Source organism: Novosphingobium sp. 550D (assembly GCF_057401885.1).
Window position 1 is genome coordinate 248,033 of record NZ_CM171613.1, and the last position, 22,751, is coordinate 270,783.

The 22,751-nt window shown below is 63.0% G+C and carries 20 protein-coding genes; 8 read left to right on the forward strand and 12 right to left on the reverse strand.

What is annotated here, in order from left to right:
* Positions 1-21 precede the first annotated feature (21 nt).
* A complete protein-coding gene (locus AC2S2E_RS01225) occupies positions 22-471 on the forward strand; it encodes an ExbD/TolR family protein (RefSeq protein ID WP_486523442.1) in 450 nt (149 codons plus the stop codon).
* A gap of 62 nt (positions 472-533) precedes the next feature.
* On the opposite strand, the gene AC2S2E_RS01230 is transcribed toward AC2S2E_RS01225, so the two are convergent.
* The 4 genes from AC2S2E_RS01230 to AC2S2E_RS01245 are packed head-to-tail and all read right to left on the reverse strand — an operon-like array spanning position 534 to position 5,437.
* Positions 534-2,945, reverse strand: a complete 2,412-nt coding sequence (locus AC2S2E_RS01230) for a ligase-associated DNA damage response DEXH box helicase (protein ID WP_486523443.1) — start codon at positions 2,943-2,945, stop codon at positions 534-536.
* A complete protein-coding gene (gene pgmG, locus AC2S2E_RS01235; protein ID WP_486523444.1) occupies positions 2,942-4,330 on the reverse strand; it encodes a phosphoglucomutase/phosphomannomutase PgmG in 1,389 nt (462 codons plus the stop codon). Before pgmG ends, AC2S2E_RS01230 begins: the two co-directional genes overlap by 4 nt.
* Positions 4,327-4,617, reverse strand: coding sequence for a J domain-containing protein (locus AC2S2E_RS01240; protein WP_486523445.1), 291 nt, complete (start codon positions 4,615-4,617; stop codon positions 4,327-4,329). Before AC2S2E_RS01240 ends, pgmG begins: the two co-directional genes overlap by 4 nt.
* A 7-nt stretch (positions 4,618-4,624) precedes the next feature.
* A complete protein-coding gene (locus AC2S2E_RS01245) occupies positions 4,625-5,437 on the reverse strand; it encodes a division plane positioning ATPase MipZ (RefSeq protein WP_476104336.1) in 813 nt (270 codons plus the stop codon).
* Positions 5,438-5,551: 114 nt separating this feature from the next.
* Between AC2S2E_RS01245 and panC the strand changes: the two genes are divergently transcribed.
* Positions 5,552-6,409 carry a pantoate--beta-alanine ligase gene (gene panC, locus AC2S2E_RS01250; RefSeq protein ID WP_486523446.1) on the forward strand — a complete coding sequence of 286 codons (858 nt, stop codon included), beginning with the start codon at positions 5,552-5,554 and terminating at the stop codon, positions 6,407-6,409.
* A 158-nt stretch (positions 6,410-6,567) separates the two neighbouring features.
* Here the strand turns inward: panC and AC2S2E_RS01255 are convergent, their stop codons facing one another.
* Positions 6,568-6,888 carry a hypothetical protein gene (locus AC2S2E_RS01255; protein ID WP_486523447.1) on the reverse strand — a complete coding sequence of 107 codons (321 nt, stop codon included), beginning with the start codon at positions 6,886-6,888 and terminating at the stop codon, positions 6,568-6,570.
* Between the two features lie 50 nt (positions 6,889-6,938).
* Between AC2S2E_RS01255 and AC2S2E_RS01260 the strand changes: the two genes are divergently transcribed.
* Positions 6,939-7,220, forward strand: a complete 282-nt coding sequence (locus AC2S2E_RS01260) for an ArsR/SmtB family transcription factor (RefSeq protein WP_486523448.1) — start codon at positions 6,939-6,941, stop codon at positions 7,218-7,220.
* Between the two features lie 107 nt (positions 7,221-7,327).
* Complete coding sequence (locus tag AC2S2E_RS01265; protein WP_486523449.1) at positions 7,328-7,636, forward strand: ArsR/SmtB family transcription factor; 309 nt, start codon at positions 7,328-7,330, stop codon at positions 7,634-7,636.
* A 7-nt stretch (positions 7,637-7,643) separates the two neighbouring features.
* On the opposite strand, the gene AC2S2E_RS01270 is transcribed toward AC2S2E_RS01265, so the two are convergent.
* From AC2S2E_RS01270 to AC2S2E_RS01290, 5 genes are all read right to left on the reverse strand, one after another.
* A complete protein-coding gene (locus AC2S2E_RS01270; RefSeq protein WP_486523450.1) occupies positions 7,644-7,817 on the reverse strand; it encodes a YbdD/YjiX family protein in 174 nt (57 codons plus the stop codon).
* Positions 7,817-9,862, reverse strand: coding sequence for a carbon starvation CstA family protein (locus AC2S2E_RS01275; RefSeq protein ID WP_486524656.1), 2,046 nt, complete (start codon positions 9,860-9,862; stop codon positions 7,817-7,819). The genes AC2S2E_RS01270 and AC2S2E_RS01275 overlap by 1 nt, the downstream gene beginning before the upstream one ends.
* Before the next feature lie 74 nt (positions 9,863-9,936).
* Positions 9,937-10,398: a GreA/GreB family elongation factor gene (locus AC2S2E_RS01280; RefSeq protein ID WP_476104341.1), complete on the reverse strand. Its 462-nt coding sequence runs from the start codon at positions 10,396-10,398 to the stop codon at positions 9,937-9,939.
* 46 nt (positions 10,399-10,444) lie between these two features.
* A complete protein-coding gene (locus AC2S2E_RS01285) occupies positions 10,445-11,443 on the reverse strand; it encodes a cyanophycinase (RefSeq protein WP_486523452.1) in 999 nt (332 codons plus the stop codon).
* Between the two features lie 84 nt (positions 11,444-11,527).
* On the reverse strand, positions 11,528-12,697 hold the full coding sequence (locus AC2S2E_RS01290; RefSeq protein ID WP_486523453.1) for a histidine-type phosphatase: 1,170 nt from the start codon (positions 12,695-12,697) through the stop codon (positions 11,528-11,530).
* 177 nt (positions 12,698-12,874) lie between these two features.
* On the opposite strand from AC2S2E_RS01290, the gene kdgD reads away from it, so the two are divergent.
* Positions 12,875-13,807: a 5-dehydro-4-deoxyglucarate dehydratase gene (gene kdgD, locus AC2S2E_RS01295; protein ID WP_476104344.1), complete on the forward strand. Its 933-nt coding sequence runs from the start codon at positions 12,875-12,877 to the stop codon at positions 13,805-13,807.
* A 21-nt stretch (positions 13,808-13,828) separates the two neighbouring features.
* On the forward strand, positions 13,829-14,749 hold the full coding sequence (locus tag AC2S2E_RS01300; protein WP_486523454.1) for a LysR substrate-binding domain-containing protein: 921 nt from the start codon (positions 13,829-13,831) through the stop codon (positions 14,747-14,749).
* 1 nt (position 14,750) lies between these two features.
* Here AC2S2E_RS01300 and AC2S2E_RS01305 read toward each other — a convergent pair whose 3' ends face one another.
* Entirely contained in the window at positions 14,751-16,574 is a 1,824-nt protein-coding gene (locus AC2S2E_RS01305) for a DUF8034 domain-containing protein (protein WP_486523455.1), read from the reverse strand.
* Complete coding sequence (locus tag AC2S2E_RS01310) at positions 16,571-18,043, reverse strand: MFS transporter (protein ID WP_486523456.1); 1,473 nt, start codon at positions 18,041-18,043, stop codon at positions 16,571-16,573. Before AC2S2E_RS01310 ends, AC2S2E_RS01305 begins: the two co-directional genes overlap by 4 nt.
* A 250-nt stretch (positions 18,044-18,293) precedes the next feature.
* On the opposite strand from AC2S2E_RS01310, the gene AC2S2E_RS01315 reads away from it, so the two are divergent.
* Positions 18,294-21,065 carry a TonB-dependent receptor gene (locus tag AC2S2E_RS01315; protein ID WP_486523457.1) on the forward strand — a complete coding sequence of 924 codons (2,772 nt, stop codon included), beginning with the start codon at positions 18,294-18,296 and terminating at the stop codon, positions 21,063-21,065.
* A 103-nt stretch (positions 21,066-21,168) separates the two neighbouring features.
* Positions 21,169-22,662, forward strand: a complete 1,494-nt coding sequence (locus tag AC2S2E_RS01320) for an aldehyde dehydrogenase (NADP(+)) (protein WP_486523458.1) — start codon at positions 21,169-21,171, stop codon at positions 22,660-22,662.
* Positions 22,663-22,751 lie beyond the last annotated feature (89 nt).

Sequence of the window (22,751 nt, forward strand, 5' to 3'; positions counted from 1 at the left end):
TTAACTCAGGAGTAACATCCCATGGCAATGTCAGCCGGTAAAGACGATGGCGAGCCAATGTCGGAGATGAACACGACTCCGCTGATCGACGTTATGCTCGTTCTGCTGATCATGTTCATCATCACCATTCCGGTGGCCACCCACGCGGTGAACATCGACCTGCCTTCGCCGCCGCCGCCGAATATGCCCAAGCCGCCGGTCGATCCGATCAAGAACAAGGTCGTGCTTACCCCGGACAACCAGATCCTGTGGAACGGCACGCCGATCGATCGCAGCGTTCTGGCCGCGAACCTCAAGTCTTCGCGCGCCATGGCGGTTGAGCCCGAACTGCAGTTCGAGCCCGACGCACAGGCCGGCTATGAACTGACGGCGAATGTGCTTAACATCATCAAGGCGTCGGAAGTGACGAAGTTCGGCTTCGTCGGTAACGAGCGCTATGCCACGTTCAACAAGGCCGCCAATGCCAAGTAAGGCAAAGGTGACCTGCTGATACGGCAAGAGAAGGGGCGGAGCGATCCGCCCCTTTTTTGTGCCTATGGCTCCATGGCCAGAGCGGCCAGAGCTTCGGCCTCCAGCAGCAGTTCATCGTCCGCGGCACCGGCGGGCATGCTCTCGCGCCCGATCATGGTCAGCGTGGGCACCGCCAGAGGGCTGACCCGCGAAAGGCGCTGATGACGGATCGCGGCCTGTGCCCGGTCCAGCACTTCCCCCACCCGCGCGATGTCGGTCATCTTTTGCCGCGCATCGGCCCATGCGGCCTGAAGCAAAAGATGGTCGGGTTCATAGCGCCGCAACACGTCAAAGATGAGGTCGCTGGAAAAAGTCACCTGCCGGTTGCTCTTGCGCTTGCCCGGCAATTGGCGCTCGATAAGGCCAGAGATCACCGATGCCTCACGAAAGGCGCGGCGCAGGAGAAAGGAATTTTCCACCCACTCGACGAATTCATCGACAAGGATATCGGGCGACAAGAGTGCGGCCGGATCCTCAATCGGGCGCAGCCCCCATACCGCCAACGCATAATCATTGGCGACAAAGCCCAGCGGCATCAGCCCGGACGCTTCCATCCGTTTGGTGATCAACATGCCCAGCGACTGATTCGCGGGCCAGCCTTCGAACGTATAGAAGGCGCTGTAGAACCGGTCCTGATGCGGAAAACTCTCGACCAGCAATTCGCCCGGTTGCGGCAGGACGGAAACGCGGGCCTGCACCTCGAGCCATTCACGCACATCGTCCGGAAAATCGGACCAGCGCGATCGGTCCGCAATCAATCCGCGCACCCGGTCGGCCAGATGCGAGGAAATCGGAATACGCGCGCCATTATAGGACGGGATTGCCGCCGACCGCCGCGACGCGCGTACCAGCAAGGAGCCTTCCCGCAGCGCTTCAACCTCCAGGTCCAATCCGGCGAAACGGAATGTATCCCCCGGCCCCAGTGAGGCGGCGAAATCCTCCTCGACCCGGCCCAGCGCGCGCCCGTTGCGAAAAGCCACCTCGACCATATCGGCGTCGACGATAATCCCTGCGTTCAGGCGATAGGAGCGCGCCAGATCGGGATGGGTCAATCGCCACAACCCGTCGCGCCCATGGGTGATCCGCCGAAACCGATCATAGGCCCGCAGCGCATAACCCCCGTTGGACACAAAGCCGAGGACGCGTTCCCACTCATCCTCGCTCACATCGGCATAGGCCGACGCCTGACGCACTTGCGCCAACAAAGCCTGTCCATCAAACGGTCCGGCGCACGCAATGGCCAGAACATGCTGGGCCAGAACATCGCGGCTTCCGGGGCGCAATCCCTCGCCATCGCGGGTGCCCGCCCGCACCGCCTCGACAGCGGCCACGGCTTCGAGGAATTCAAACCGGTTGCCCGGCACCAGCACCGCCTTGGACGGACAATCCAGCCGGTGATTGGCCCGCCCGATCCGCTGCAACAATCGGCTGGAACCCTTGGGCGCGCCCATCTGCACCACCAGATCAATATCGCCCCAATCCACCCCCAGATCGAGGCTGGCGGTGCAGACCAGCGCGCGCAACCGCCCCGCCGCCATGGCCGCCTCGACCTTATGCCGGGCCTCGGCGGAAAGGCTGCCGTGGTGGATGCCGATGGGCAGGTTTTCCTCGTTGCGATCCCACAGCAGCCCGAACGTATATTCGGCCAGAAAGCGCGTATTCGTGAAAATCAGCGTCGTGCGATGCGCCCGGATCAGGTCGAGGATCTGCGGCACAGCCCAACTGGCCGCATGGCCGCTCCACGGGATACGCTCGCCCTGTGGCAACAGGATCGAGACATCGGCGGGCGCACCCGTTTCGCCCTCAACCATCGCGACATCTTCGACACGCCCGCCCGGCGCGATCCAGCGGGCAAATCCCGCCGGATCGGCCAAGGTTGCCGAAAGTCCGATCCGCCGCATGTCCGGCGCCAATGTTTGCAGACGGGCCAGCGACAAAGCCAGCAGATCCCCCCGCTTGCTGGCCGCCATGGCGTGGATTTCGTCGATCACGATATAGCGCAGCGAGGCAAACATCGTCGCGCTTTCAGGATAGGACAAAAGCAGCGACAGGGATTCGGGCGTGGTCAGCAGGACATGGGGCGGATCATGCCGCTGCCGCGCCTTGCGGTCGGAGGATGTATCGCCCGTCCGCGCCTCTACCCTCAGGCCAAGGCCCATATCGGCCACCGGCGCCAGCAGCCCGCGCTGAATATCATGGGCCAGCGCCTTGAGCGGCGAGACATAGAGCGTGTGCAAGCCATCGGCCAGATCGCCCTCCGCGGCATCGCACAGCATCGGCAGGAACCCGGCCAGCGTCTTGCCCGCCCCGGTGTCGGCGGCCAGCAGCACGTGCCGCCCCGCGCCCACCTGTTCCAGAACCTGCGCCTGATGGCGGCGGATGTGCCACCCGCGCCCGGCAAACCATTGTGCAACGCGCGCAGCAGGCTGTCTCACCCCCGCACCACCCCGCTTTGTGCCAATTGATCGTCCAGTTCGGCCACCAGAGCGGCCAAACCGACCTGGCTGGTGCTTTCCACCCGCGCCACCAGCATTTCCTGCGTATTGGACGCCCGCAGCAGCCACCAGCCGCCATCGCGCGATACGCGCAACCCGTCCATCCGGTTGACCTGCCCGCCTTGCGCCTCCAGCCTTGCGGCCACCTCGTCGATCACGGCGCGCTTGCGCTCTGCGGCGACGGGAAAGCGCCATTCGGGCGTGTTAACACATCGCGGCAAAGTATCGAGCCAATCGGCCAGCAATCCCCCCCGCCGCGCCAGCGCGCCCAGCAGCCGAACAGCGGCGTAAAGCGCATCATCGAAACCATAAAACCGGTGTTTGTAGAAAATATGCCCGGTGGTCTCTCCGGCCAGCACCGCCCCGTTCACCTTCATTTCGGATTTGATGAGACTGTGCCCCGCCGGCCCCATCGTCGGAACACCGCCCAACGCGGAAATCCGGTCATAAACCGCCTGCGACGCCTTTACATCGCCCAGAATGGTCGCACCGGGGCAATCCATCAACACATCCTGCGCCAGCAGCGCCAGAAGCTGATCGCCAAGGATCGAGCGCCCCCGGCCATCAACCACCACGATCCGGTCAGCGTCGCCGTCAAAGGCCACTCCGAAATCGAGGTGTCTGGACGCGACCAGCGCGCGCAAGTCTGCGAGATTGGCCTCATCGGTTGGATCAGGATGGTGGTTGGGAAAATGGCCGTCAATTTGGGTGAAAAGCAGGTGGTGATGACCGGGCAAAAGTTGCGTCAACCGCTCGATGGCGGGACCGGCGGCACCATTTCCCGCATCCCAACCGATGGACATGGCGCCGACAATGTCATTCCATTCCGGCAACAACCCTTGGGCGATGCGGGCGATATAGGCGGGCATGACATCCACCGTTTCCACCAGGCCGCGATGGACGAGATCACCCGCTCCAACCTGCGCCATGGCCAGAGCGCCGATCCGCTCGATTTCGGCACCGAAGAGCGCACCCCCAAAAAATACTATCTTGAAGCCATTATCATCGCGGGGATTGTGACTGCCAGTTACGTGAATGCCGCCCTGCACCTGCTGCATTGAGGCTTCGGCGTAATAGAGCATCGGCGTCGGGCCGATGCCGATGCGCAGCACATCGACACCGCCATCGCGCAAACCCTCGACCAGCGCCGCCTCCAACGCGGGCGAACTGAGCCGCCCATCACGGCCAACGGCCATGCCTTGCCCGCCGCGCTGGCGAAAGGCCACCGCAACGCCGCGCCCGATCGCATAGGCATCATCATCGGACAGGTTTCGGCCATAGGTGCCGCGAATATCATATTCGCGGAAAATCGTCGGATCGATCATGCCCGCTTTTCAGGCTCTAAACGCGCCAGCAGCAGGTCGCGCGCATCATTGGCCTCATGCACCAGCGCAACATCGCCGCCCCGGTCGGGGTGAACCTGTGTTATCAGCTTCTTATGCGCCTCGATGATTTCGCCCCGCGCGGCCCCGTCGCGCACGCCCAACAGGCGGCGCGCCCGGTCCACCGGCGTCGGGCCGGTCATGCGTTGCCAATGCACCCACGGCCAAGCCCCCGTCCATTGCCGACAGGCCCATGACGCCAGCGCCAGCAACAGGATCAGCTTGATCATCGCCCGATCACCCCGCCGAAACGGCGTATGTGTCACGCTGGGCACGCGGAGCAGGCAGGTTCAAGCCCGCCACCAGCGTGCGCAATTCCTGACGCGCCACCAGATGGCTGGTGCCCAGATCGCCCAGATGCCCCTTGTCCAGCAGCGTCAGACCGCTGGGGAACAATTCGCGATAGATCACGCGTTCGGACAGGCCCTGCGCGATGCGGAAACCGACCCGGCGCGACAATTCGGCCAGAGCGCTGTCGATACGGCGCATGTTGCGCGCCTCGATATGCTGGGTACGGTTGCGCACCACGACCCAGTCCATTTCGCGCCGGTGTTCGTTGATCGTGGCCATGGCCCGCTTCTTGCGCGCCTCCCAGATCATTTCGGCATAAAAGGACAGGCGGCGCACCTTGAAGCTTTCCGCGTCCACCTGACCGATCAGGTCGAAATCGACAAAGCTGTCGTTGAGTGGCGTGACCAGCGTATCCGCGCTCATCGCCACATGGCGGGCGAATTCATCATCGCGCCCCGGCGTATCGAAGATCAGGTAATCGACATCCTGCGCCACCTGCAAGGCCAGCGCGTCCAGTTCCTCGGTCGTGGTGCCGCGAAATACCTCAAATTTCACGGTGGGCAATTCGATGCCGCGACGGCGCAGCGTTTCGCCGCGATTTTCCATATAGCGGTGCATCGTGCGCTGACGCGAATCGAGGTCAATCGTCCCGACCCGCGCGCCCAGATAGGCCAGCGCGACGGCAATATGCACGGCGGTCGTCGATTTACCCGTGCCACCCTTTTCATTGGCAAAAACGATGCGGTGGGGACCAGACATGGCGGCTCTCTCATCACAGGGTTGGCGGGTTGCAAAAGCATTGAAGCCCGCGCGTTGCAGGCTTAGTAGCCCCGGCGCGAACAGTGTCAAAACCTTACCGAAGGGGCCGTGCCGGTGCAAACCATCAATCACCTCAATCTGCTGCGCAATGCGGTGGCACAATTGCGCAAGACAGGTCGCGTGGCGCTTGTCCCGACCATGGGAGCCTTGCATTTCGGGCACTTAACGCTGATTCGCGAGGCGCGTAAGCATGCCGAACATGTCGTCGCGTCCATTTTCGTTAATCCCCGACAATTTGCAGCGGGCGAGGATCTGGACGCCTATCCGCGCCAATTGGCCGCCGATCAGGCCGCCTTGGAAGGCGAAGGCGTCGCGCTCTTGTGGGCGCCGACGGTTGATGAAATGTACCCGGCCGGCTTTGCCACCAATGTCGGCGTGTCCGGGGTCAGCGAGGGGCTGTGCGGCGCGGCGCGGCCGGGCCATTTTGATGGCGTGGCGACGGTGGTGCTCAAATTGTTCAATCAGGTGGCGCCCGATGTCGCGCTGTTTGGCGAAAAGGACTGGCAGCAACTGGCCGTGATCCGGCGGATGGCGCGCGACCTTGATCTGACCGCGCCGCATGTCGATGCGATCATCGGCGTGCCGACCGTGCGCGAGGACGATGGCCTGGCCCGATCATCGCGCAATGCCTATCTGTCGGCTCAGGAGCGCGCCGATGCGGTGGCTCTGCCCCGCGCGATGCAGATCGCCGCCGCCGCAATCGCGGACGGGGCGGATGTCACCCAAACGCTGGCCCGGATGGAACAGGCGATTCTGGACGGGGGTTTTGCCTCCATCGACTATGCCCAGCTTTGCGATGCCGACTCATTGGCGCCCATGGCCCAGCGTGGGACCGGTTCGGCGCGTTTGCTGGCCGCCGCCCGCATCGGCAAGGCGCGACTGATTGATAATATTGACGTTCCCTTGGGGTGATTTGTCGGACGAGAGCGGTGATTTTCACCGCAAGATGAACAAGAATTTGCCAAAATGGACATTTTGGTTTTGAAAATACATTATATATGCCGATATGGATAGTTGACACAAATTTCAGTTGCGCGAATCATGCATCTGACCTAGTTAGAACCTGCCTTTCAGGCATCCTCTCCCAAACTTCCAAGCCCGGCTTCGGCCGGGTTTTTCTTTGCCCGCTTTCCGCGCATGGCATTGGATTGTGCCATATTGGCTATTTTTTCATATAAAACATTCCAAAATGCGACACTCGCCCAACCTTCCCCTGAATATCGCCACCCCATGTGCGAACCACACACCGCAATTTGATCGCCATCAATTCCTCCTTGCCGCCAAACACTAAAGGCAGAACCCTGACCTGAAATCCGCATCAGGCAGTGCAAAGAAGGGGGCATGGCGTGGCGAAAAATTTGGCCGACGCAACAGATCGGAAAGGCATCCATTTCAAGCCGATTGCAACCGGCGCGCTGGATATGCGGATCAAAGCCAGACCATGACACAGCCGTCCGCCGACCTGATCGAAACGATGCGCGTGTTGGGACATCCCCTGCGGTACAAATTGCTGACGCTCATGGCCCGTGGCCCCATTTCCGTGGGCGAAATGGCGAGTGATACCGGCCACAGCCTGTCCGTAATCAGCCAGCAACTGGCATTGATGCGCAAAGTGGGATTGGTTCAGGCAAGGCGCGAGGCAAAACTGGTCTATTACTCTGTCGCGCAAAATCGATTGTCAAACATTGCCGATTCACTTACCCTTTTGTCAGGCGGCACGTAAATCACTGTTCAATAATACTTTATTGAACGCATGTAACGGGAAATCCATTCAACTTTTAAGCTCGCGCCTCTTGCAAATGAGAACGAAAAGCGGCAAGCTTGTTAAGTATGAAACCCAAGGATCTCGCCGAACTTAAAGCCAATGCATCCATGATGGCCGCTCGCCTCAAGGTCATGAGCCATCCTGAGCGCCTTCTGATGCTGTGCCGCATGGATGAGGGCGAGGTCAGCGTGAATGAGCTGGTCGCGATGACCGGCCTGTCGCAATCGGGCGTGTCGCAACATCTGGCGCTGCTGCGCGCAGAGGACATCGTCAACGTGCGCATCGATGCCCAAATCCGCTGGTACAGCCTTAAGGACCGGATCGTTCAAGGCACGATCCACGCCCTTTGCAAACTCTGCGAAGAACAGGTTTAATCCTGCTTCAACAGCACTTGCCGCCGCCGCCCTTGCCATAGCGGGCTTCCTGTCGGTTGCGGAAGAAGGTCTTGCGGTCCATCACTTCGCGATCGGGGTGGTGCGCGCGGATATGCGCCACATAGGCGTCATAGTCCGGCATCCCCACAAAGGCCCCCATCAACCGGCGCAGGAACCCCATCACGCCGCCATCTCGGCCACAGTGGGCACCGGCGAACGCAGCGCGCCAAGGCAGGTCCGCACCGCCGCCACCAGAATGGACAGCACGACGATCATAAAGAACCCGCACAGCACCGCATCGACGCGGTCGTTAAAGATGATCCGCTCCATCTGGGCCATATCCTTGGCCGGGGCCAGAACCTTGCCCGCCCCCGCCGCATCGGCATATTTGGCCGCATGGGCCAGAAAGCCCACCTTGGGATCATCCGAAAACAGTTTGAGCCACCCGGCCGACAAAGTGCAGATCAGCAGCCACACGGTCGGCACGGCTGAAACCCATGCGTACCGCTCCTGCTTCATGCGGAACAATACGGCGGTGGCCAGCATCAGCGCCGTTGCCGCCAGCATCTGATTGGAAATGCCGAACACCGGCCACAGCGTATTCACCCCGCCCAGCGGATCGGTGACGCCCTGATGCAGGAAAAAGCCCCATGCCGCGACGCAGATCCCGGTGCCGATCAGGCCCTGCACCGTGCCGTTCATCCGGCCAAACGGCGGCACCGCGCGGGCCAGCAAGTCCTGCACCATGAACCGCCCCGCCCGCGTCCCGGCATCCACCGCGGTCAGGATGAAAAGCGCCTCGAACAGAATGGCGAAATGATACCAAAAGGCCTTCATCGCCGCGCCGCCCACGACATGGCTGAAAATCTCGGCCATGGCCACGGCCAGAGTCGGCGCGCCGCCTGCGCGTGACAGGATCGTGTGTTCGCCAATATCCTTGGTCAATTGCATGATGGCATCGGGCGTGATGGCAAAGCCCATCGCCGTGACCGCCGCCGACGCGCTTTGCGGCGTCGTGCCGATCAGAGCGGCGGGGCTGTTCATGGTGAAATAGATGCCCGGTTCGATGATGGACGCGCCCACCAGCGCCATGATCGCCACAAACGCCTCGGCCAGCATCGCACCATAACCGATAAAGGGGGCGTCAGCCTCGGATGAGATCAGCTTGGGCGTAGTGCCGCTGGAAATCAGCGCGTGGAAACCCGAGACCGCGCCGCAGGCGATGGTGATAAACAGGAACGGGAACAAGCCGCCCGACCACACCGGCCCGCCGCCATTCACGAATTGCGTCAAGGCAGGCATCTTCAACGCGGGGGCCATGATCAGAATGCCAATGGCCAACGCGATGATCGTCCCGATCTTGAGGAAGGTCGAAAGATAGTCACGCGGCGCCAGCAGCAACCACACCGGCAGCAGCGAAGCAATCGCCCCGTAAACGATCAGGATCCAGCAAATCTGGATCGGCGTATAGGTGAACAAAGGCCCCCAAAACGCGGACTGCGCCACATCCTGACCAAAGGCCAGCGCGGCCAGCAGGCCCACCAGCCCCAGCAAGGACACCTCGCCCACGCGGCCCGGCCGGATCCAGCGCGAATAGACACCCATCGCCAGCGCCAAAGGCACCGTCGCCGCCACGGTGAACATGCCCCACGGACTTTCCGCCAAAGCCTTGACTACGATCAGCGCCAGCACCGCCAGAATGATCACCATGATCATGAACGTGCCCAGCAAAGCGATGCCGCCCGCCACCTCGCCCATTTCCATGCGGATGATTTCGCCCAGCGATTTGCCGCCCCGACGCATCGACAGGCACAGGATCAGAAAATCCTGAACCGCGCCGGCCAGCACCACGCCAAAGATGATCCACAACGATCCGGGCAGATAGCCCATCTGCGCCGCCAGCACTGGCCCCACCAAAGGCCCCGCGCCCGCAATCGCGGCGAAATGGTGTCCGAACAATACGTTGCGATCGGTCGCCACATAATCCAGCCCGTCGGCCATCGTATGCGCAGGCGTGGGTCGCGCCGCGTCCAGCCCCATCACCCGCGCGCCGATAAACCGCGCATAAAACCGATAGGAGGCAAAGAAACAGCCCAGCGAGGCCACCACCAGCCAGAGCGCATTGATCGGCTCACCATGATCGACCGCCACCTTGGCCAGGGCGCCCAGCCCCAGCAAACCTGCCGCGATCCACGGCCAGACGGCGGCTTTTGACGGGCCAGACATCAACTTCTCCCAACTGAATTCGCGCATGGGTTAACGTCTAAAGCGCGCAATTGCCAACCGACAAACGTCGCAGTTCAGCAAATCTCAATGGCCATGATCTCAATCGCTTCGGCCACGCCGCCAAAATCGACGCATTCGCCCGGCTCGGCCTCCATCATGGCGCGGGACAAAGGCGCGGAAAAGGACAGCAGGCCCGCCGCCGGATCGGCCTCGTCATCGCCCACGATGGTGATGGTGCGCTCCTTGCCCTTTAACCGGAACCGAACCGTCGCGCCAAAGGCGACGCAGGAACCATCGGGCGCGGGCATTTCCTGAGCCGTTGCCGCTCGCGTGCGCCAATAGCGCAGATGGCGGCGGGCGGATTTGATTTCCTCCTCATCGCCCCCCGCCGCAATGGCGGCCTCATATTCGGCGCATTTTTCATCAATCATCGCCTTGCCCCGCGCCGTCACCAGATTGGGTCCAGGCGGAATCGGCAGCTCGAATTTGGGTTCGAGATGTTCCTCGTCGCCGTCACGACGAAAGGCGACGCTCATGGCATTCTCTCCGTTTTCATCGCCCGCCTATGACATCGCGCCCGTTTTACGGCAAGGGAGCGGGAACCCCGGTCAGCACCCCGCCGCGCACCTGCGCCACGCCGGAAAAGGCCGGACGCGCCACCTGCAACGTATTGAGGTCAAACCGGCTCTCGGCCCCGATGCCGGTGATCTTGACCCCGGCATAATCCAGCTTTTCCCCCAGCACCGCCTTTTGCGCGAGGCCCGCCGGTTGCACCAGCCAGCCATAGGTGCCCTTGGGTGCCATCAATCGCGCATGCCCCGCCCCGTCCACCACCAGCGAGGCACGCTCGTCCATGCCCAGCCCAACCACATCCTTTGCCCCCCGCGCCCGGACATTGGCAAGGAAGGCGATCAACCGCCCCATGCGCTCCCGGATCATGAAATGGCTGTCGGTAAAAATCCGCCGCATCCGGGGCAGGTGCAAAAACCGGTCCACCACCGTCACCCCCGGCCCCATCGGATTGTCCAGCGCCTCTGGTGACGTGATGCCATCATCGCCGAACGCGCCGTAACCCCACCACCCCATGATGGCCAGACCGGCGCTGGTCCCGCCAATCGGACGGTCCCGCGCCAATCGGTCGATCAGGCGCGATAGCGGCGTCGCCTGCCAAAAACGGATATAGCGCGATTGGTCGCCGCCCGCGATAAACACTCCATCCGCCTTTTCCAGAGCCGACAGGATGCGCGGGTCATAGGCCGCCTTGCGCGATGAAAAGACGAAGGTTTCGACCGAAGTGACCCCGCCGATCTCCTTCATAAATGCCTCGCCCGCTTGCCCCCCCTGCGATGCGCGCAGAACGACAATATGCCCATGCCCGGCGCGTTCGACGAACCAGCGGAACGCATTCACATCCCAATCGCCCCCGCCCGACAGCAACAGGCCCGGCTGACGCTTGCCCGGTGTGGGCAGGCTGCGGTCGCCCGCCATGTAATGGGCGTAACCTTCCGCGGGTGCATCATCGGCCAGAGCGGGCGCCGCCATCAGGCCAAAGGCCAGCACCAAGGCTTTTACCAGTTTCACGCAAGGCTCCCCCATGGCCGTCAGAATGGAGGGAAATCTGACAGCCAAGGGGCACGGCGGCAAACCGCCAAATTGCGCAGATTATCAGCGCGTCAGCAGCGCCTCTACACGCGGCAGCGGGCAAAGCGCGGCGCAGCCTTCGATCCGCATCGGCTGGCGGATCACCCCGGTCCCGCCGCGACGGATCTGGTCCAGCGCCTGTGCGCGATAGGTGGCGCGCACAAAACGCGCCCCATCACGGCGGCGCAGGATTTCCAGAACGATGGCCCCGCCCGGCGCCGGATCATCCGCCGCAAAACCGGACACATGCCAATGGAGCCCCAGCGCCCCCGCCAGATTGGCGACATTGGTGTCATGGCCCGAAACCAGCGTCACGCCGCGCCTGCGTAGCCCCTCGCGCAAGGCGGGCAGCAATCCGGCCAGATTGGGCAGCGCAATATCACGCGGGCGGGCCAGAAGGCGAAATTCCTCGGCATGGAACGTGGAGAGGGCGGCGATATCCGCCTCGCTGGCCCGGCCCCAGCCGACCTCAGCCATCGGCTTCCCCTCGGCATATTCCAGCAACAGGATTTGCGCCGCCGTCGAAGCCCGATCCAGCGCGCCCGACAATTTGGGCTTGCCCGTCTCGCTCGCGCCGCGCAGCGAAGTGGGCACGCCGCCCACGCCGCAATCCCCCCGCGCCGCGCCGCAAAGGATCGCATCGATGCGGGCATAGAGCGGCCGCAACCGCGCATCCATCGCCGCCAATCCGCCCGGCCCGACCTCCTGAGCCACGCCGCGATCAGCGGCGGCGGGATCAAGCCGCGCAAGGCCCGATGACAAAGCGTTGAAGCGCGGATCTTCCTGATCCTGGGGCAAATGATCGATGGTGGGGGTGCAACGCAGCGCCGCCCGCGCCCAATGGCGGGCCGTGGCGATGGTGCGCTGGTCACTGTCGGCGATAATCCGCACTGCACCGCAATCGCGCAGCTTCATCCATCGCGCATCATCGCGCCCCAGCACCTCGACCCCCGCGCCGCCATGCGCCGTCAGATAGCCGGGCGCGACATCCCAGCGGGGCCATTCCTGCGCCGCCACGCCCCGTGGCATGGCCGGGTCTTTCGTCGGCGGGCGAACGCCATGGCGCATCATCACCACGATGCCCTCTCGCACCAGAGCATCGCGCGCGGGCGCAGCCTGCGCCCCGCCTGATGTCACCATGGCCATCACCATGGCCGCCGCCAGCAAGCCCGCCTTCAAACCCTTGATCATCATGCCATCTCCTGAACCCAACGCGGATAGGGGGCGAATACGACATGCGCGTGACAGAGCCATCAAGCCAAATCCTGCATCAATCCACCGCCCCTTTGGCTTGGACCAATGCCCCCTGAAACCCTAGTCAGGGTCATGACCGGCGCCCCGACGCGCCCACCAATCTTTCAGGAGGTTTCAATGTTCGATCCCGTCTCGATGGCGCACCGGCTGGGCGAAGGCCTGTTGTCCTTTCCGGTCACCCATTTCGACGCCCAGGGCGCCTTTGACGAAGGCGCGTTTCGCGCTCACTGCGCATGGATGCTCGAACATGAATTGTCGGGCCTGTTTGCGGCGGGCGGCACGGGCGAATTCTTCTCGCTGACGCCCGACGAGGTCGAGCAGGTCGTGCGCGCCGCCGTTGCCGAACGCAAACCCGATGTGCCGGTGATTTCCGGCTGCGGCTATGGCACGGCGATTGCTGTCGACATCGCCCGCCGGGCCGAGGCCGCCGGGGCCGATGGCATCCTGCTGCTGCCACCCTATCTGATGGGGGGCAAACAGGAAGGTCTTGCCGCGCATATCGAGGCGGTTTGCCGTGCGACGGGCCTTGGCGTGATCGTCTATAATCGCGGCAATGCCATCGTGAATGATGAAACGCTGGCGGGCCTGTGCGAACGCAACCCCAATCTGGTGGGTTACAAGGATGGTGTGGGCGACATCGAACTGATGGCCCGCATCTATGCCCGCATGGGTGACCGGTTGACCTATATTGGCGGGCTGCCGACGGCGGAAACCTTTGCCACGCCTTATCTGACCATGGGCGTGACGACCTATTCTTCGGCCATTTTCAATTTCATGCCGCAATGGGCGCTGGAATTCTACAAGGCTGTGCGCGGCGGCAATCACGCCCATGTGCAACAGCAATTGCGCGATTTCGTGCTGCCCTACATCACCCTGCGCGATCGTGGACGCGGCTATGCAGTCTCCATCGTCAAGGCCGGGTGCCGCGTGATCGGGCGCGATGCGGGGCCGGTGCGCAGCCCGCTGACCGACCTGTTGCCCGGTGAGGAAGCGGAGCTGGCCGCGTTGATCGAAAAGGTCGCGCCTTATGCTTTGCCGCTGACCGCATAATCTCGCGCGGCATTTTCACTTATGAAAATGCGCAACACGCTTTATCTGGGTTCCATGTTCGAACTCAGCCAGCTTCGCTGCTTCGTCGCGGCGGCCGAAGAACTCCACTTCGGCCGCGCGGCCCAGCGGCTCAACATGACGCAGTCGCCCCTCAGCCGTCAGATCCAGTTGCTTGAACGCATTCTGGATGTGACGCTGCTGGAACGCACCAGCCGGACGGTGTCGCTGACGCCGGCGGGGCGGGTGTTCCTGATCGAGGCGCGGCGGATCGTGCGGCTGGCCGAAAGCGCGTCCTTGTCGGCGCGGCGCGTGGCCAAGGGCGACGCGGGCAAGGTGGCCATCGGTTTCACCGCCGTATCGGGCTATACTCTGGTCCCGCAAATCGTCGCACAGGCCCGCGCCAGCCTGCCCAATATCGAACTCGAACTGCGCGAAATGGTCAGCACGGATCAGACCGACGCGCTGCTGACGGGCCTGATCGACATTGGGTTTGTGCGGCCCCCGGTGGTGCGGTCGGAATTTGAAACGCTCTCGATCCTGCATGAACCCTTGCTGGTCGCGCTGCCTGCGGGCGATGCGCGGCAAGGGCAATCGAGCCTGACGCCCGCCGATCTCGATGGCCAGCCGCTGATCATGTATGCGCGCCAAGGGGCGGGCTATTTCCACGACATGCTGGTCCGCCTGTTTGACGAGGCGCAGGTGTCCCCGCAATTCGTCCAGCATGTCACGCAAATCCATTCGATGCTGGGCCTTGTACGGGCCGGACTTGCCGCCGCGGTGGTGCCGCAATCGGCGCTGGGCCTGCACCCGGACGATGTGCAGTTCCGGCAATTGGTGACCCAGCCCGAATTTCCCGCCGAACTGATCATGGCGTGGCGGCGGGACAATGCCAATCCCGCCCTTGAACCCATGCGCCGCCTGTGCGCCGAGGTGATCGGTTAGATCACCCCCACGGAAAGCTGAGGCTGGGCCGGTTGGCATAACGCGCCATGCCCAATTCCAGCCGCGCCCCGGCCCCCGGCGCCAGATCCAGCGTGAAATGGCGCGCGCCAACGCGATGTTGTCGGCCATCGACACTCACGCTGTCGATGCGATGCTCGCCATAGGCGCCGCCCTGCACGATCACACGGCGGGGCTTGTCCCCAGTGTTGACCAATGTCACCTGCGTCGCCGTATCGCCCAGAGAATGGACCAGCGCCGCCACGTCGGCCGGCAACCCCGCCCGCCGCCGCGCCGGATCGAAATAACGCAACCGGCAATGCAAAGTGACGCCGCCCTGCGGCGGGCTGTCGGCGTTCCAAGTGGGCCGCGCAATATGCAGCCCGCCCGTGGTCAGTTGCACCAAGGCCTTGGCGCTGGCCGGGTTGAAATCCAGCGTCCAATCGGCCAGCCGCGTATCGGGCGTGGTATGATCCGCCCGCCGCGCCGCATCGCGCCGCGCCAGACGCGCCAGATCAGCCTCCAGCGCCGTTTCAGGGTAGGATGGATTGGCCCCTTCAAGGAAGCTGATCCAAGGATCGCTGCCTGCCGCCGCGCGGTCTTGCGGGTCTTGCGTGGCATACCAGATTTCAAACGCGCCCTGTCGGTATGGCCCCGCCTTCCACCCATGCCAGCCATCCGGGCCGAACAGGGTGGGCGTCTGCATCCGCCCATCGACCATACGCGCCTGCGCATTGATCAACGCATTGAGCCGCCGCCAGACATGGAAATATTCCCTGTCCCCGGTCAGCAAGAGCGCGTTGAAGAAAGCCGTGATCGCGCGGGGCACCCGGTTGCGCCCCTCTCGCTTGCCCGTCTGCGGGACCAGAGGCGCAAAATTCCAGCCATAGGTGCCGCCCCACCAATCGGGGGCCGCCTTGCCATCATGGCCGACCTTGCTGGGGAATATGCCGCCATTGGCCCGCGCGCGGTCCATCCACGCATCGGTGTAATCCAGAACCCAGCGGCGGAACCTTTCCCCCGCCCCCAAAGCATAAGCGTTCAGGCCCAAGGTGGTCGATTGCAGGTTCAGCGGCGTATCGCAGGCCACATCATCATATTCATCGTAATGGCGCAGGAACTGCTCATAGCTGTCCTCGCCATGTTCCAGATGGAACCGGCTGGCGTCAAACGGATCGCCCGCCCAGTCCAAGGGCGTCGCCCGGCGCAGCATCGGCCCCCGGCTGCCGTTCAGGATCGAGCGGATGACGCGATGCCTGGGGTCGTAATTGGCAACGGTTTTGTCCGCGCCGGTGTAGAAATCGGCAAACCGCCGGGTGCGCATCAACACGCGCGGATCGCGCGGCGCCGACAGGCCCATGATGTTGAACGTCGAAAGCCCCTCGGAATTATGCTGCCAATCCATCTGGACCGGGAATTCGCGGTAATACATGCCTTGGCGGGCAATCGGCACATCGCGGGTCTGGATGCCGGAATATTGGCGCAAATGCCCTTCCCAGAACCGCTGTGACAGCGTCAACAGGCTGTCATCGGCGCCCAGCGCATGCAGCAGCACCCAATCATTGGTCGCCTCGGCCGCATCGTCCGGCCCGTCATTGGCGCCCCATCGTTCAAAGACCTTCAGATGGTCCTGCGCATCGACATAGGTTGCGTAATAGTCCTTGCACGCCTGCGTATGGGCCGACAGCAATTGCCGCTGTAACCGGGCCCAGCGCGGGGCGACCATCGGGTTGGTGATGCGAATGGGGGCCGCGGGGGCCTTGGCCAGCGCGGGGCTGGCGACAAGCGCGACGGCCCCGGTCAGCATTTGCCGACGATGCAGGATCATGCGGCAATCTCCAGCCGGCGGATCGGGCCGACAATCACCGTAAAGGCCACGATGGTCAGCACGCAATGCGCCGCCACAAACAACAGCGCCAGATCAAACGAACCGGTCGCCCCGACGATATAGCCAACCACAATCGGCGTGACGATGCCCGCTGCATTGCCGAACATGTTGAACACGCCGCTCGACAGACCCGCCAGCTTTTTGGGCGCAACATCCGCCATCACCGCCCAGCCGAGCGAAGCCACGCCCTTACCAAAAAAGGCCAGCGCCATCACCGCGATCACGGCGGCCTGACTGTCCAGCCAGACGCAGCCCAGAATGCTGGAGGCCAGCACCATGCCCAGCACCAGCGGCATTTTGCGCGCAACATCCGCCATCACCGCCCAGCCGAGCGAAGCCACGCCCTTACCAAAAAAGGCCAGCGCCATCACCGCGATCACGGCGGCCTGACTGTCCAGCCAGACGCAGCCCAGAATGCTGGAGGCCAGCACCATGCCCAGCACCAGCGGCATTTTGCGCGCCCGGTCCAGATCGCCGCTGCGCTTCAAAATGCGGTCGGAGATCACACCCCCGACCAAGCCCCCGCCAAAGCCGCAGATCGCGGGCAAAGCGGCGGCAAAACCGGCCTGCGTGATCGAAAGCCCGCGTTCCTTGACCAGATAGATCGGGAACCATGTGACAAAGAAATAGGTCAGCACATTGATGCTGTACTGCCCGATATAGATGCCCATCATCATGCGATTGGCCAGCAAGGGCTTGATATTGGCCCAGTTGAAGGCCACGCCCTGCCCGCTGCTGCTTTCCAGCGAAATCTGGCCGCCGCCTGCGCGGATAAGGTCAAGTTCGGCCGCATTGACCCCCGGATGCCGGTCCGGCCCATGGATCATCTTGGCAAAGATCACCGCCGCCACAACACCGACGACGCCCATCATCCAGAACACCGAGCGCCAGCCAAAGGAATGCACCATCCACCCCATCACCGGCGCAAAGGCGACCAGCGAGAAATATTGCGCGCTGTTGAAAATGGCCGAGGCGGTGCCGCGTTCGGAACCGGGAAACCATGCCGAAACCAGCCGCGCATTGCCCGGAAAACTGGGCGCTTCGGCAAGGCCCACCAGAAAGCGCAAGGTGAACAGCGCCGCCAGAGCCGATACGCCCGGCACAATCCCCACCAACCCCTGCGCCGCGGTCAACAGCGACCAGCAGGCAATCGCGATCGTATAGATCCGCTTGGTCCCGAAACGGTCCAGCAAGGCCCCGCCCGGAATCTGCGCCAGCGCATAGGCCCATGCAAAAGCGGAAAGCACATAACCCGTCGCCACCGGTGTCAGCGCCAGTTCCTTGGCCGCCGCGCTGCCCGCGATGGAGAAGGTGGCGCGGTCGGCATAGTTGAGCGTGGTGACCAAAAAGATCAATGCGATGATCTGATAACGGGTACGTGTGGGGGTCTGGGCGCCCGGCGCAAGCATCTCATTCTCTCCGCATGGTCTTTTTTGACCATCCGACGATAGGCATAGTGCAAAGGATCGTCCAAGCCGATTTTGGCGATGATCCAGCCAAATTTCGGCACAATGGGAAACAAACCCGCCCAACACCCCGCCATCAGTGCGCGATTGGCAATGATTGATGCCGGATTGGGATTGGCATTTGCCCCCATTGCCGGTCTATCCCCGCCATCAATCCGGCGCACCTGACCGGTATGGGAAATTGAGGGGATTAATGATGGCCCATTCCATCCGCCGCGGCGCGAAGGCCGCCCTGCTTGTTACCAGCGCGATTGTTGCCGCTCCCGCCGTCATGGCGCAGGAAGCGCCCGCGCCCATCGCCAAAGAACCCGCCGCCGCCGAAATCGTGGTGACCGGTTTCCGCGCCAGTCTGAACAGCGCATTGGGCGTCAAAAAGGCATCGGCCGCCGCCGTCGATGTCATCAAGGCCGAGGATATTGCCGAATTCCCCGACCTGAACCTTGCCGAATCGCTGCAACGCATTCCCGGCGTCGCCATCAACCGCGTGAATGGCGAAGGCCGCAACGTTTCGGTGCGCGGCCTGGGCGCCGATTACACCCGCGTGCGCATCAACGGGATGGAGGCCATCGGTACCACCGGCGGCACCGACAATTCGGGCGGCGTCAACCGTGGTCGCGGCTTTGACTTCAACATCTTTTCCTCCGACCTCTTCAACTCTCTGGCCGTGCGCAAAAGCGCCAGCGCGGACGTTGAAGAAGGCTCGCTGGGCGCCACGGTCGATATGCAGACCGCCCGCCCCTTCGATTTCAAAAAGCCCACCGTGACCTTCTCGGCTCAGGCCAGCTATAATGATCTGGCGCGCAAGACCACGCCGCGCCTGTCGGCTCTGGTTACCAAGAGCAATGATGATCAGACCTTTGGCGTGTTGATGAGCTTCTCCTATGAAGCGCGCCGGTTGAAGGAAGAAGGCGCGAACATCACGCGCTGGACCTATGGCGGTTTCAACGGCGGGTTCAACGCGGCCTCGACCGTGCCGGGTTATACCATCGGCCAGATCAACAGCGCCAACATGTTCCACCCGCGCATTCCGGGTCTGGTCAGCTATGACATCGATCAAAAGCGCCTTGGCGCTTCGGCCTCGATCCAATGGCGTCCGGGCGACCGCACACTGCTGACGCTGGACGGGTTGTTCTCCTATCTGGACGGCACCCGCGCTGAAAGCCAGTTTCAGGCGATCAGCTTCAGCCGTTCGGGCACCGGCAAGCCCCAGACGATCATTCGCAACGGCACGGTCGATGGCAATGGCAACCTGATTTCGGGCACGTTCGACAATGTCGATCTTCGCACACAGGCGTGCTATGACGTGCTGCGCACGACGTTCTACAATCTGACGGCCAATCTGGAACATTCCTTTTCGGATCGTCTGAAGTTCACAGGTCTGGTGGGCTATTCCAAATCCGCCTTCACCAACCCGACCCAGACCACGGTGACGCTGGACGCGGCCAATACGGGCAATTTCTTCTACGATTTCTCGACCCGTTTCCCCACCATCCGCCCGGGCGTAGACATCACCAATCCGGCCAATTTCTCGTTCAACAGCGGCACGTCCGAAGTGCGCATTCGCCCCCAAACCGTCGACAATGCCTTTGGTACGGCCAAGGGCGCGGTGGAATGGAAGGCCAATGACATTCTGAAGGTCAAGGCCGGTGTCGACTGGCGCCGTTTCACCTATGGCTCGACCGAACAGCGCCGCCTTTCGGGTGAAACCGTGGTCAACACGCTGACGCCTGCACAAATCGCGGCGGCCACCACGGTGTTCAGCGGCTTTGGGCGCGGGCTGGCCGTTCCGGCGGGTACGCCCACGTCATGGGTGGTGCCTGATCTCAACGCCTTTGCCAATCTCTATGGCATCTACAGCAACCCGACCTATGCGGTGGGCGGGATCGAAAATGCCACCGCGCGCGGTTCCTATATCACCGTGCGTGAAGACGACCTTGGCGTGTGGGGCATGGATGAATTCAACCTTGGCGACCGGGGCATTCCGCTGCGTGGTGACATTGGCCTGCGCTATGTCAACACCAAGCAATTCTCGACCGGCTATGCCAGCCAGGGCACCAACATCAATCTGGTGATGGCCAGCCGCAGCTATAGCCGCCTGCTGCCCTCGGCCAATCTGGTCTATGACATCAGCCGGCAATTGCTGATCCGTGCGGGCGCGGCCAAGACGCTGGCACGTGCGGGCATCGCCTCGCTGACGCCGGGGGGCAGCCTGTCGGTGTCGGGCGGCAGCCGCACGTTCAGCGCGGGCAACCCCGATCTGCGCCCGACCGAATCGACCAATCTGGACCTCAGCCTCGAATATTACCCGGCGCGCGGGGCGATCTATTCGGTCGCCTATTTCCAGAAGGATATCGGCAGCTTTGCCCAAACGCTCAGCACCGCCGTACCTTTCTCCTCGCTGGGTCTGCCCGCATCCCTGCTGACCGGCACGACCGCATCGGCCAGCGATGTGTTCATCGCCAGCACCCCGGTCAATTCCAAGGGCGGCATGCTGCGCGGCTTTGAAATCAACATGCAGCAGCCCTTCAGCTTCCTGCGCGGGATCGGCAAGAATTTCGGCGTTCTGGGCAACTTCACCTATGTCACCTCGAACATCGAATATCTAACCAGCGCCAATGGCAGCACCTCGGTCATCGCGCCTCTGGTCGGCCTGTCGAAATATGCGGCCAATGGCACGCTGTATTATGAGGACAAGAAGTTCTCGGTGCGCGGGTCGGTGGCCTATCGCTCGAAATATCTGACCGCGGTGCCCGGCACCGAAGGGCAAAGCTGGAACGGCACCAACCGCACGATCAACGTGGATGCACAGGTCACCTATGCGCCCAATGAAAAGCTGAAATTCAGCCTTGAAATGATCAACCTGACCGACGCGCTCAACGATCAGTTTGTCGATGCGACCAACCGCCTCAACGTGCTGACCCACAGCGGCCGCCAGTTCAACCTTGGGGCGAAACTCACCTTCTAAAGGGTCGCAGCTCCCTTTTCAGGCGGATCACCCCATCCCCGCGTCCGGCACTCCCAACACTCCCGCCGGACGCGGGGATTTTCATGTGACAGGAATTCAAGACATGATCGACGGCAGTATTTTGATCGCGGGCGCCGCCCATCAGACCCAAACCCGCTTTTCCGCCATCGATGCGGCCAGTGGTCAGGCTTTCGGCCCGGATTTCAGCGTATCGACGCCCGACCATGTCGATGCCGCCTGCGCCGCAGCCCGCGCCGCCGCGCCCGCCTTTGCCCGCGATGCGGCGGCGCGTGCCGATCTGCTCGAAGCGATTGCGGGCGAAATCCTTGCCCTTGGCGATGGGTTGATCGAAACGGCGATGCGCGAAACCGGCCTGCCCCGCCCCCGGCTGGAGGGTGAGCGGATGCGCACCGTCAACCAATTGCGCCTGTTCGCCGCCGAATTGCGCGGTTTTGGATGGCAGGATGAAGTGTTTGAACCGGCCGATCCGGCCCGCGTGCCCCCGCGCCCTTCGCTGCGGCGGATCAACCGGGCGGTGGGGCCGGTGGCGGTGTTTGGCGCGTCCAATTTCCCGCTGGCCTTTTCGGTGGCCGGGGGCGACACGGCCTCGGCGCTGGCGGCGGGCTGTCCGGTGGTGGTCAAGGGCCATTCGGCCCATCCCGGCACCGGCGAATATGTCGCCCGCGCCGTGACCAATGCCGTGGCCGACAGCGGCTTCCCGGCGGGCATCTTTTCCTTCCTTCCCGGCAACAATCGCGCTCTGGGCACGGCGCTTGTGACCCATCCCGTGATCAAGGCGGCGGGCTTTACCGGCAGCCGCACCGGCGGCCTTGCCCTGATTTCTGCGGCGCAGGCCCGCCCCGAACCAATCCCGGTCTATGCCGAAATGAGCAGCATCAACCCAGTCCTCCTCCTGCCCGCCGCGATGGCTGCGCGGGGGGCCGATCTGGGCCGGGCCTATGCCGCCTCGCTCTCGATGGGATCGGGCCAATTCTGCACCAACCCCGGCCTGTTGCTGGCGGTAAAGGGGCCGGACCTCGACGCCTTCCTGTCCGCCGCCGCCCAGGCTTTGCAGACGGTGGCGCCGCAGGTCATGCTGTCCCCCGGCATCTGCCGCGCCTATCGCGAAGGCGTCACGGTGCTGGACGGCCATGCGGGCGTTACGACCGTGTTGCGTCAGGACGCGCCCGACAATCGCTGCGGCGCGGCGGTCTTTGCGGTGGATGCGCAAACCTTCCTGACCGATCCGGCCCTGCGCGAGGAAGTGTTCGGCGTGTCGGGCATGGTGGTGCGCTGCGCCTCGCCCGATGATTTCGCCACGGTTCTGCAATCGCTCGAAGGGCAATTGACCGCCAGTTTCCACGGCGATGAAGGCGACTGGCCGCTGGCGCAGGCCTTGGTTCCGTTGATGGCGGAAAAGGCCGGGCGGGTGATCGCCAATGAATGGCCCACCGGGGTCGAAGTGTCGCGCGCGATGGTGCATGGCGGGCCATTCCCGGCGACGTCGGATGTGCGGACAACCTCGGTCGGCACGCTGGCCATGGCGCGGTTTCTGCGCCCGGTCTGTTTCCAGAACATGCCTTTTGCCATTGATTGATCCGGTCCGCCCTGCGCCCCGGACCAGCGCAGGGCGGATTTTGCCGCAATACGCAACATCACATGCGTAAATATCCCAGATAGACCATG

What these genes read in the sequence shown, in the direction of transcription:
- pgmG (WP_486523444.1), bottom strand. Translation starts at nt 4,330, where the DNA reads ATGATCGATCCGACGATTTTCCGCGAATATGATATTCGCGGCACCTAT.
- AC2S2E_RS01225 (WP_486523442.1), top strand. Translation starts at nt 22, where the DNA reads ATGGCAATGTCAGCCGGTAAAGACGATGGCGAGCCAATGTCGGAGATG.
- AC2S2E_RS01305 (WP_486523455.1), bottom strand. Translation starts at nt 16,574, where the DNA reads ATGATCCTGCATCGTCGGCAAATGCTGACCGGGGCCGTCGCGCTTGTC.
- AC2S2E_RS01315 (WP_486523457.1), top strand. Translation starts at nt 18,294, where the DNA reads ATGATGGCCCATTCCATCCGCCGCGGCGCGAAGGCCGCCCTGCTTGTT.
- AC2S2E_RS01270 (WP_486523450.1), bottom strand. Translation starts at nt 7,817, where the DNA reads ATGGGGTTCCTGCGCCGGTTGATGGGGGCCTTTGTGGGGATGCCGGAC.
- AC2S2E_RS01300 (WP_486523454.1), top strand. Translation starts at nt 13,829, where the DNA reads ATGAAAATGCGCAACACGCTTTATCTGGGTTCCATGTTCGAACTCAGC.
- kdgD (WP_476104344.1), top strand. Translation starts at nt 12,875, where the DNA reads ATGTTCGATCCCGTCTCGATGGCGCACCGGCTGGGCGAAGGCCTGTTG.
- AC2S2E_RS01310 (WP_486523456.1), bottom strand. Translation starts at nt 18,043, where the DNA reads ATGCTTGCGCCGGGCGCCCAGACCCCCACACGTACCCGTTATCAGATC.
- AC2S2E_RS01255 (WP_486523447.1), bottom strand. Translation starts at nt 6,888, where the DNA reads ATGGATGCCTTTCCGATCTGTTGCGTCGGCCAAATTTTTCGCCACGCC.
- AC2S2E_RS01280 (WP_476104341.1), bottom strand. Translation starts at nt 10,398, where the DNA reads ATGAGCGTCGCCTTTCGTCGTGACGGCGACGAGGAACATCTCGAACCC.
- AC2S2E_RS01320 (WP_486523458.1), top strand. Translation starts at nt 21,169, where the DNA reads ATGATCGACGGCAGTATTTTGATCGCGGGCGCCGCCCATCAGACCCAA.
- AC2S2E_RS01265 (WP_486523449.1), top strand. Translation starts at nt 7,328, where the DNA reads ATGAAACCCAAGGATCTCGCCGAACTTAAAGCCAATGCATCCATGATG.
- AC2S2E_RS01240 (WP_486523445.1), bottom strand. Translation starts at nt 4,617, where the DNA reads ATGATCAAGCTGATCCTGTTGCTGGCGCTGGCGTCATGGGCCTGTCGG.
- AC2S2E_RS01290 (WP_486523453.1), bottom strand. Translation starts at nt 12,697, where the DNA reads ATGATGATCAAGGGTTTGAAGGCGGGCTTGCTGGCGGCGGCCATGGTG.
- AC2S2E_RS01260 (WP_486523448.1), top strand. Translation starts at nt 6,939, where the DNA reads ATGACACAGCCGTCCGCCGACCTGATCGAAACGATGCGCGTGTTGGGA.
- AC2S2E_RS01245 (WP_476104336.1), bottom strand. Translation starts at nt 5,437, where the DNA reads ATGTCTGGTCCCCACCGCATCGTTTTTGCCAATGAAAAGGGTGGCACG.
- AC2S2E_RS01275 (WP_486524656.1), bottom strand. Translation starts at nt 9,862, where the DNA reads ATGTCTGGCCCGTCAAAAGCCGCCGTCTGGCCGTGGATCGCGGCAGGT.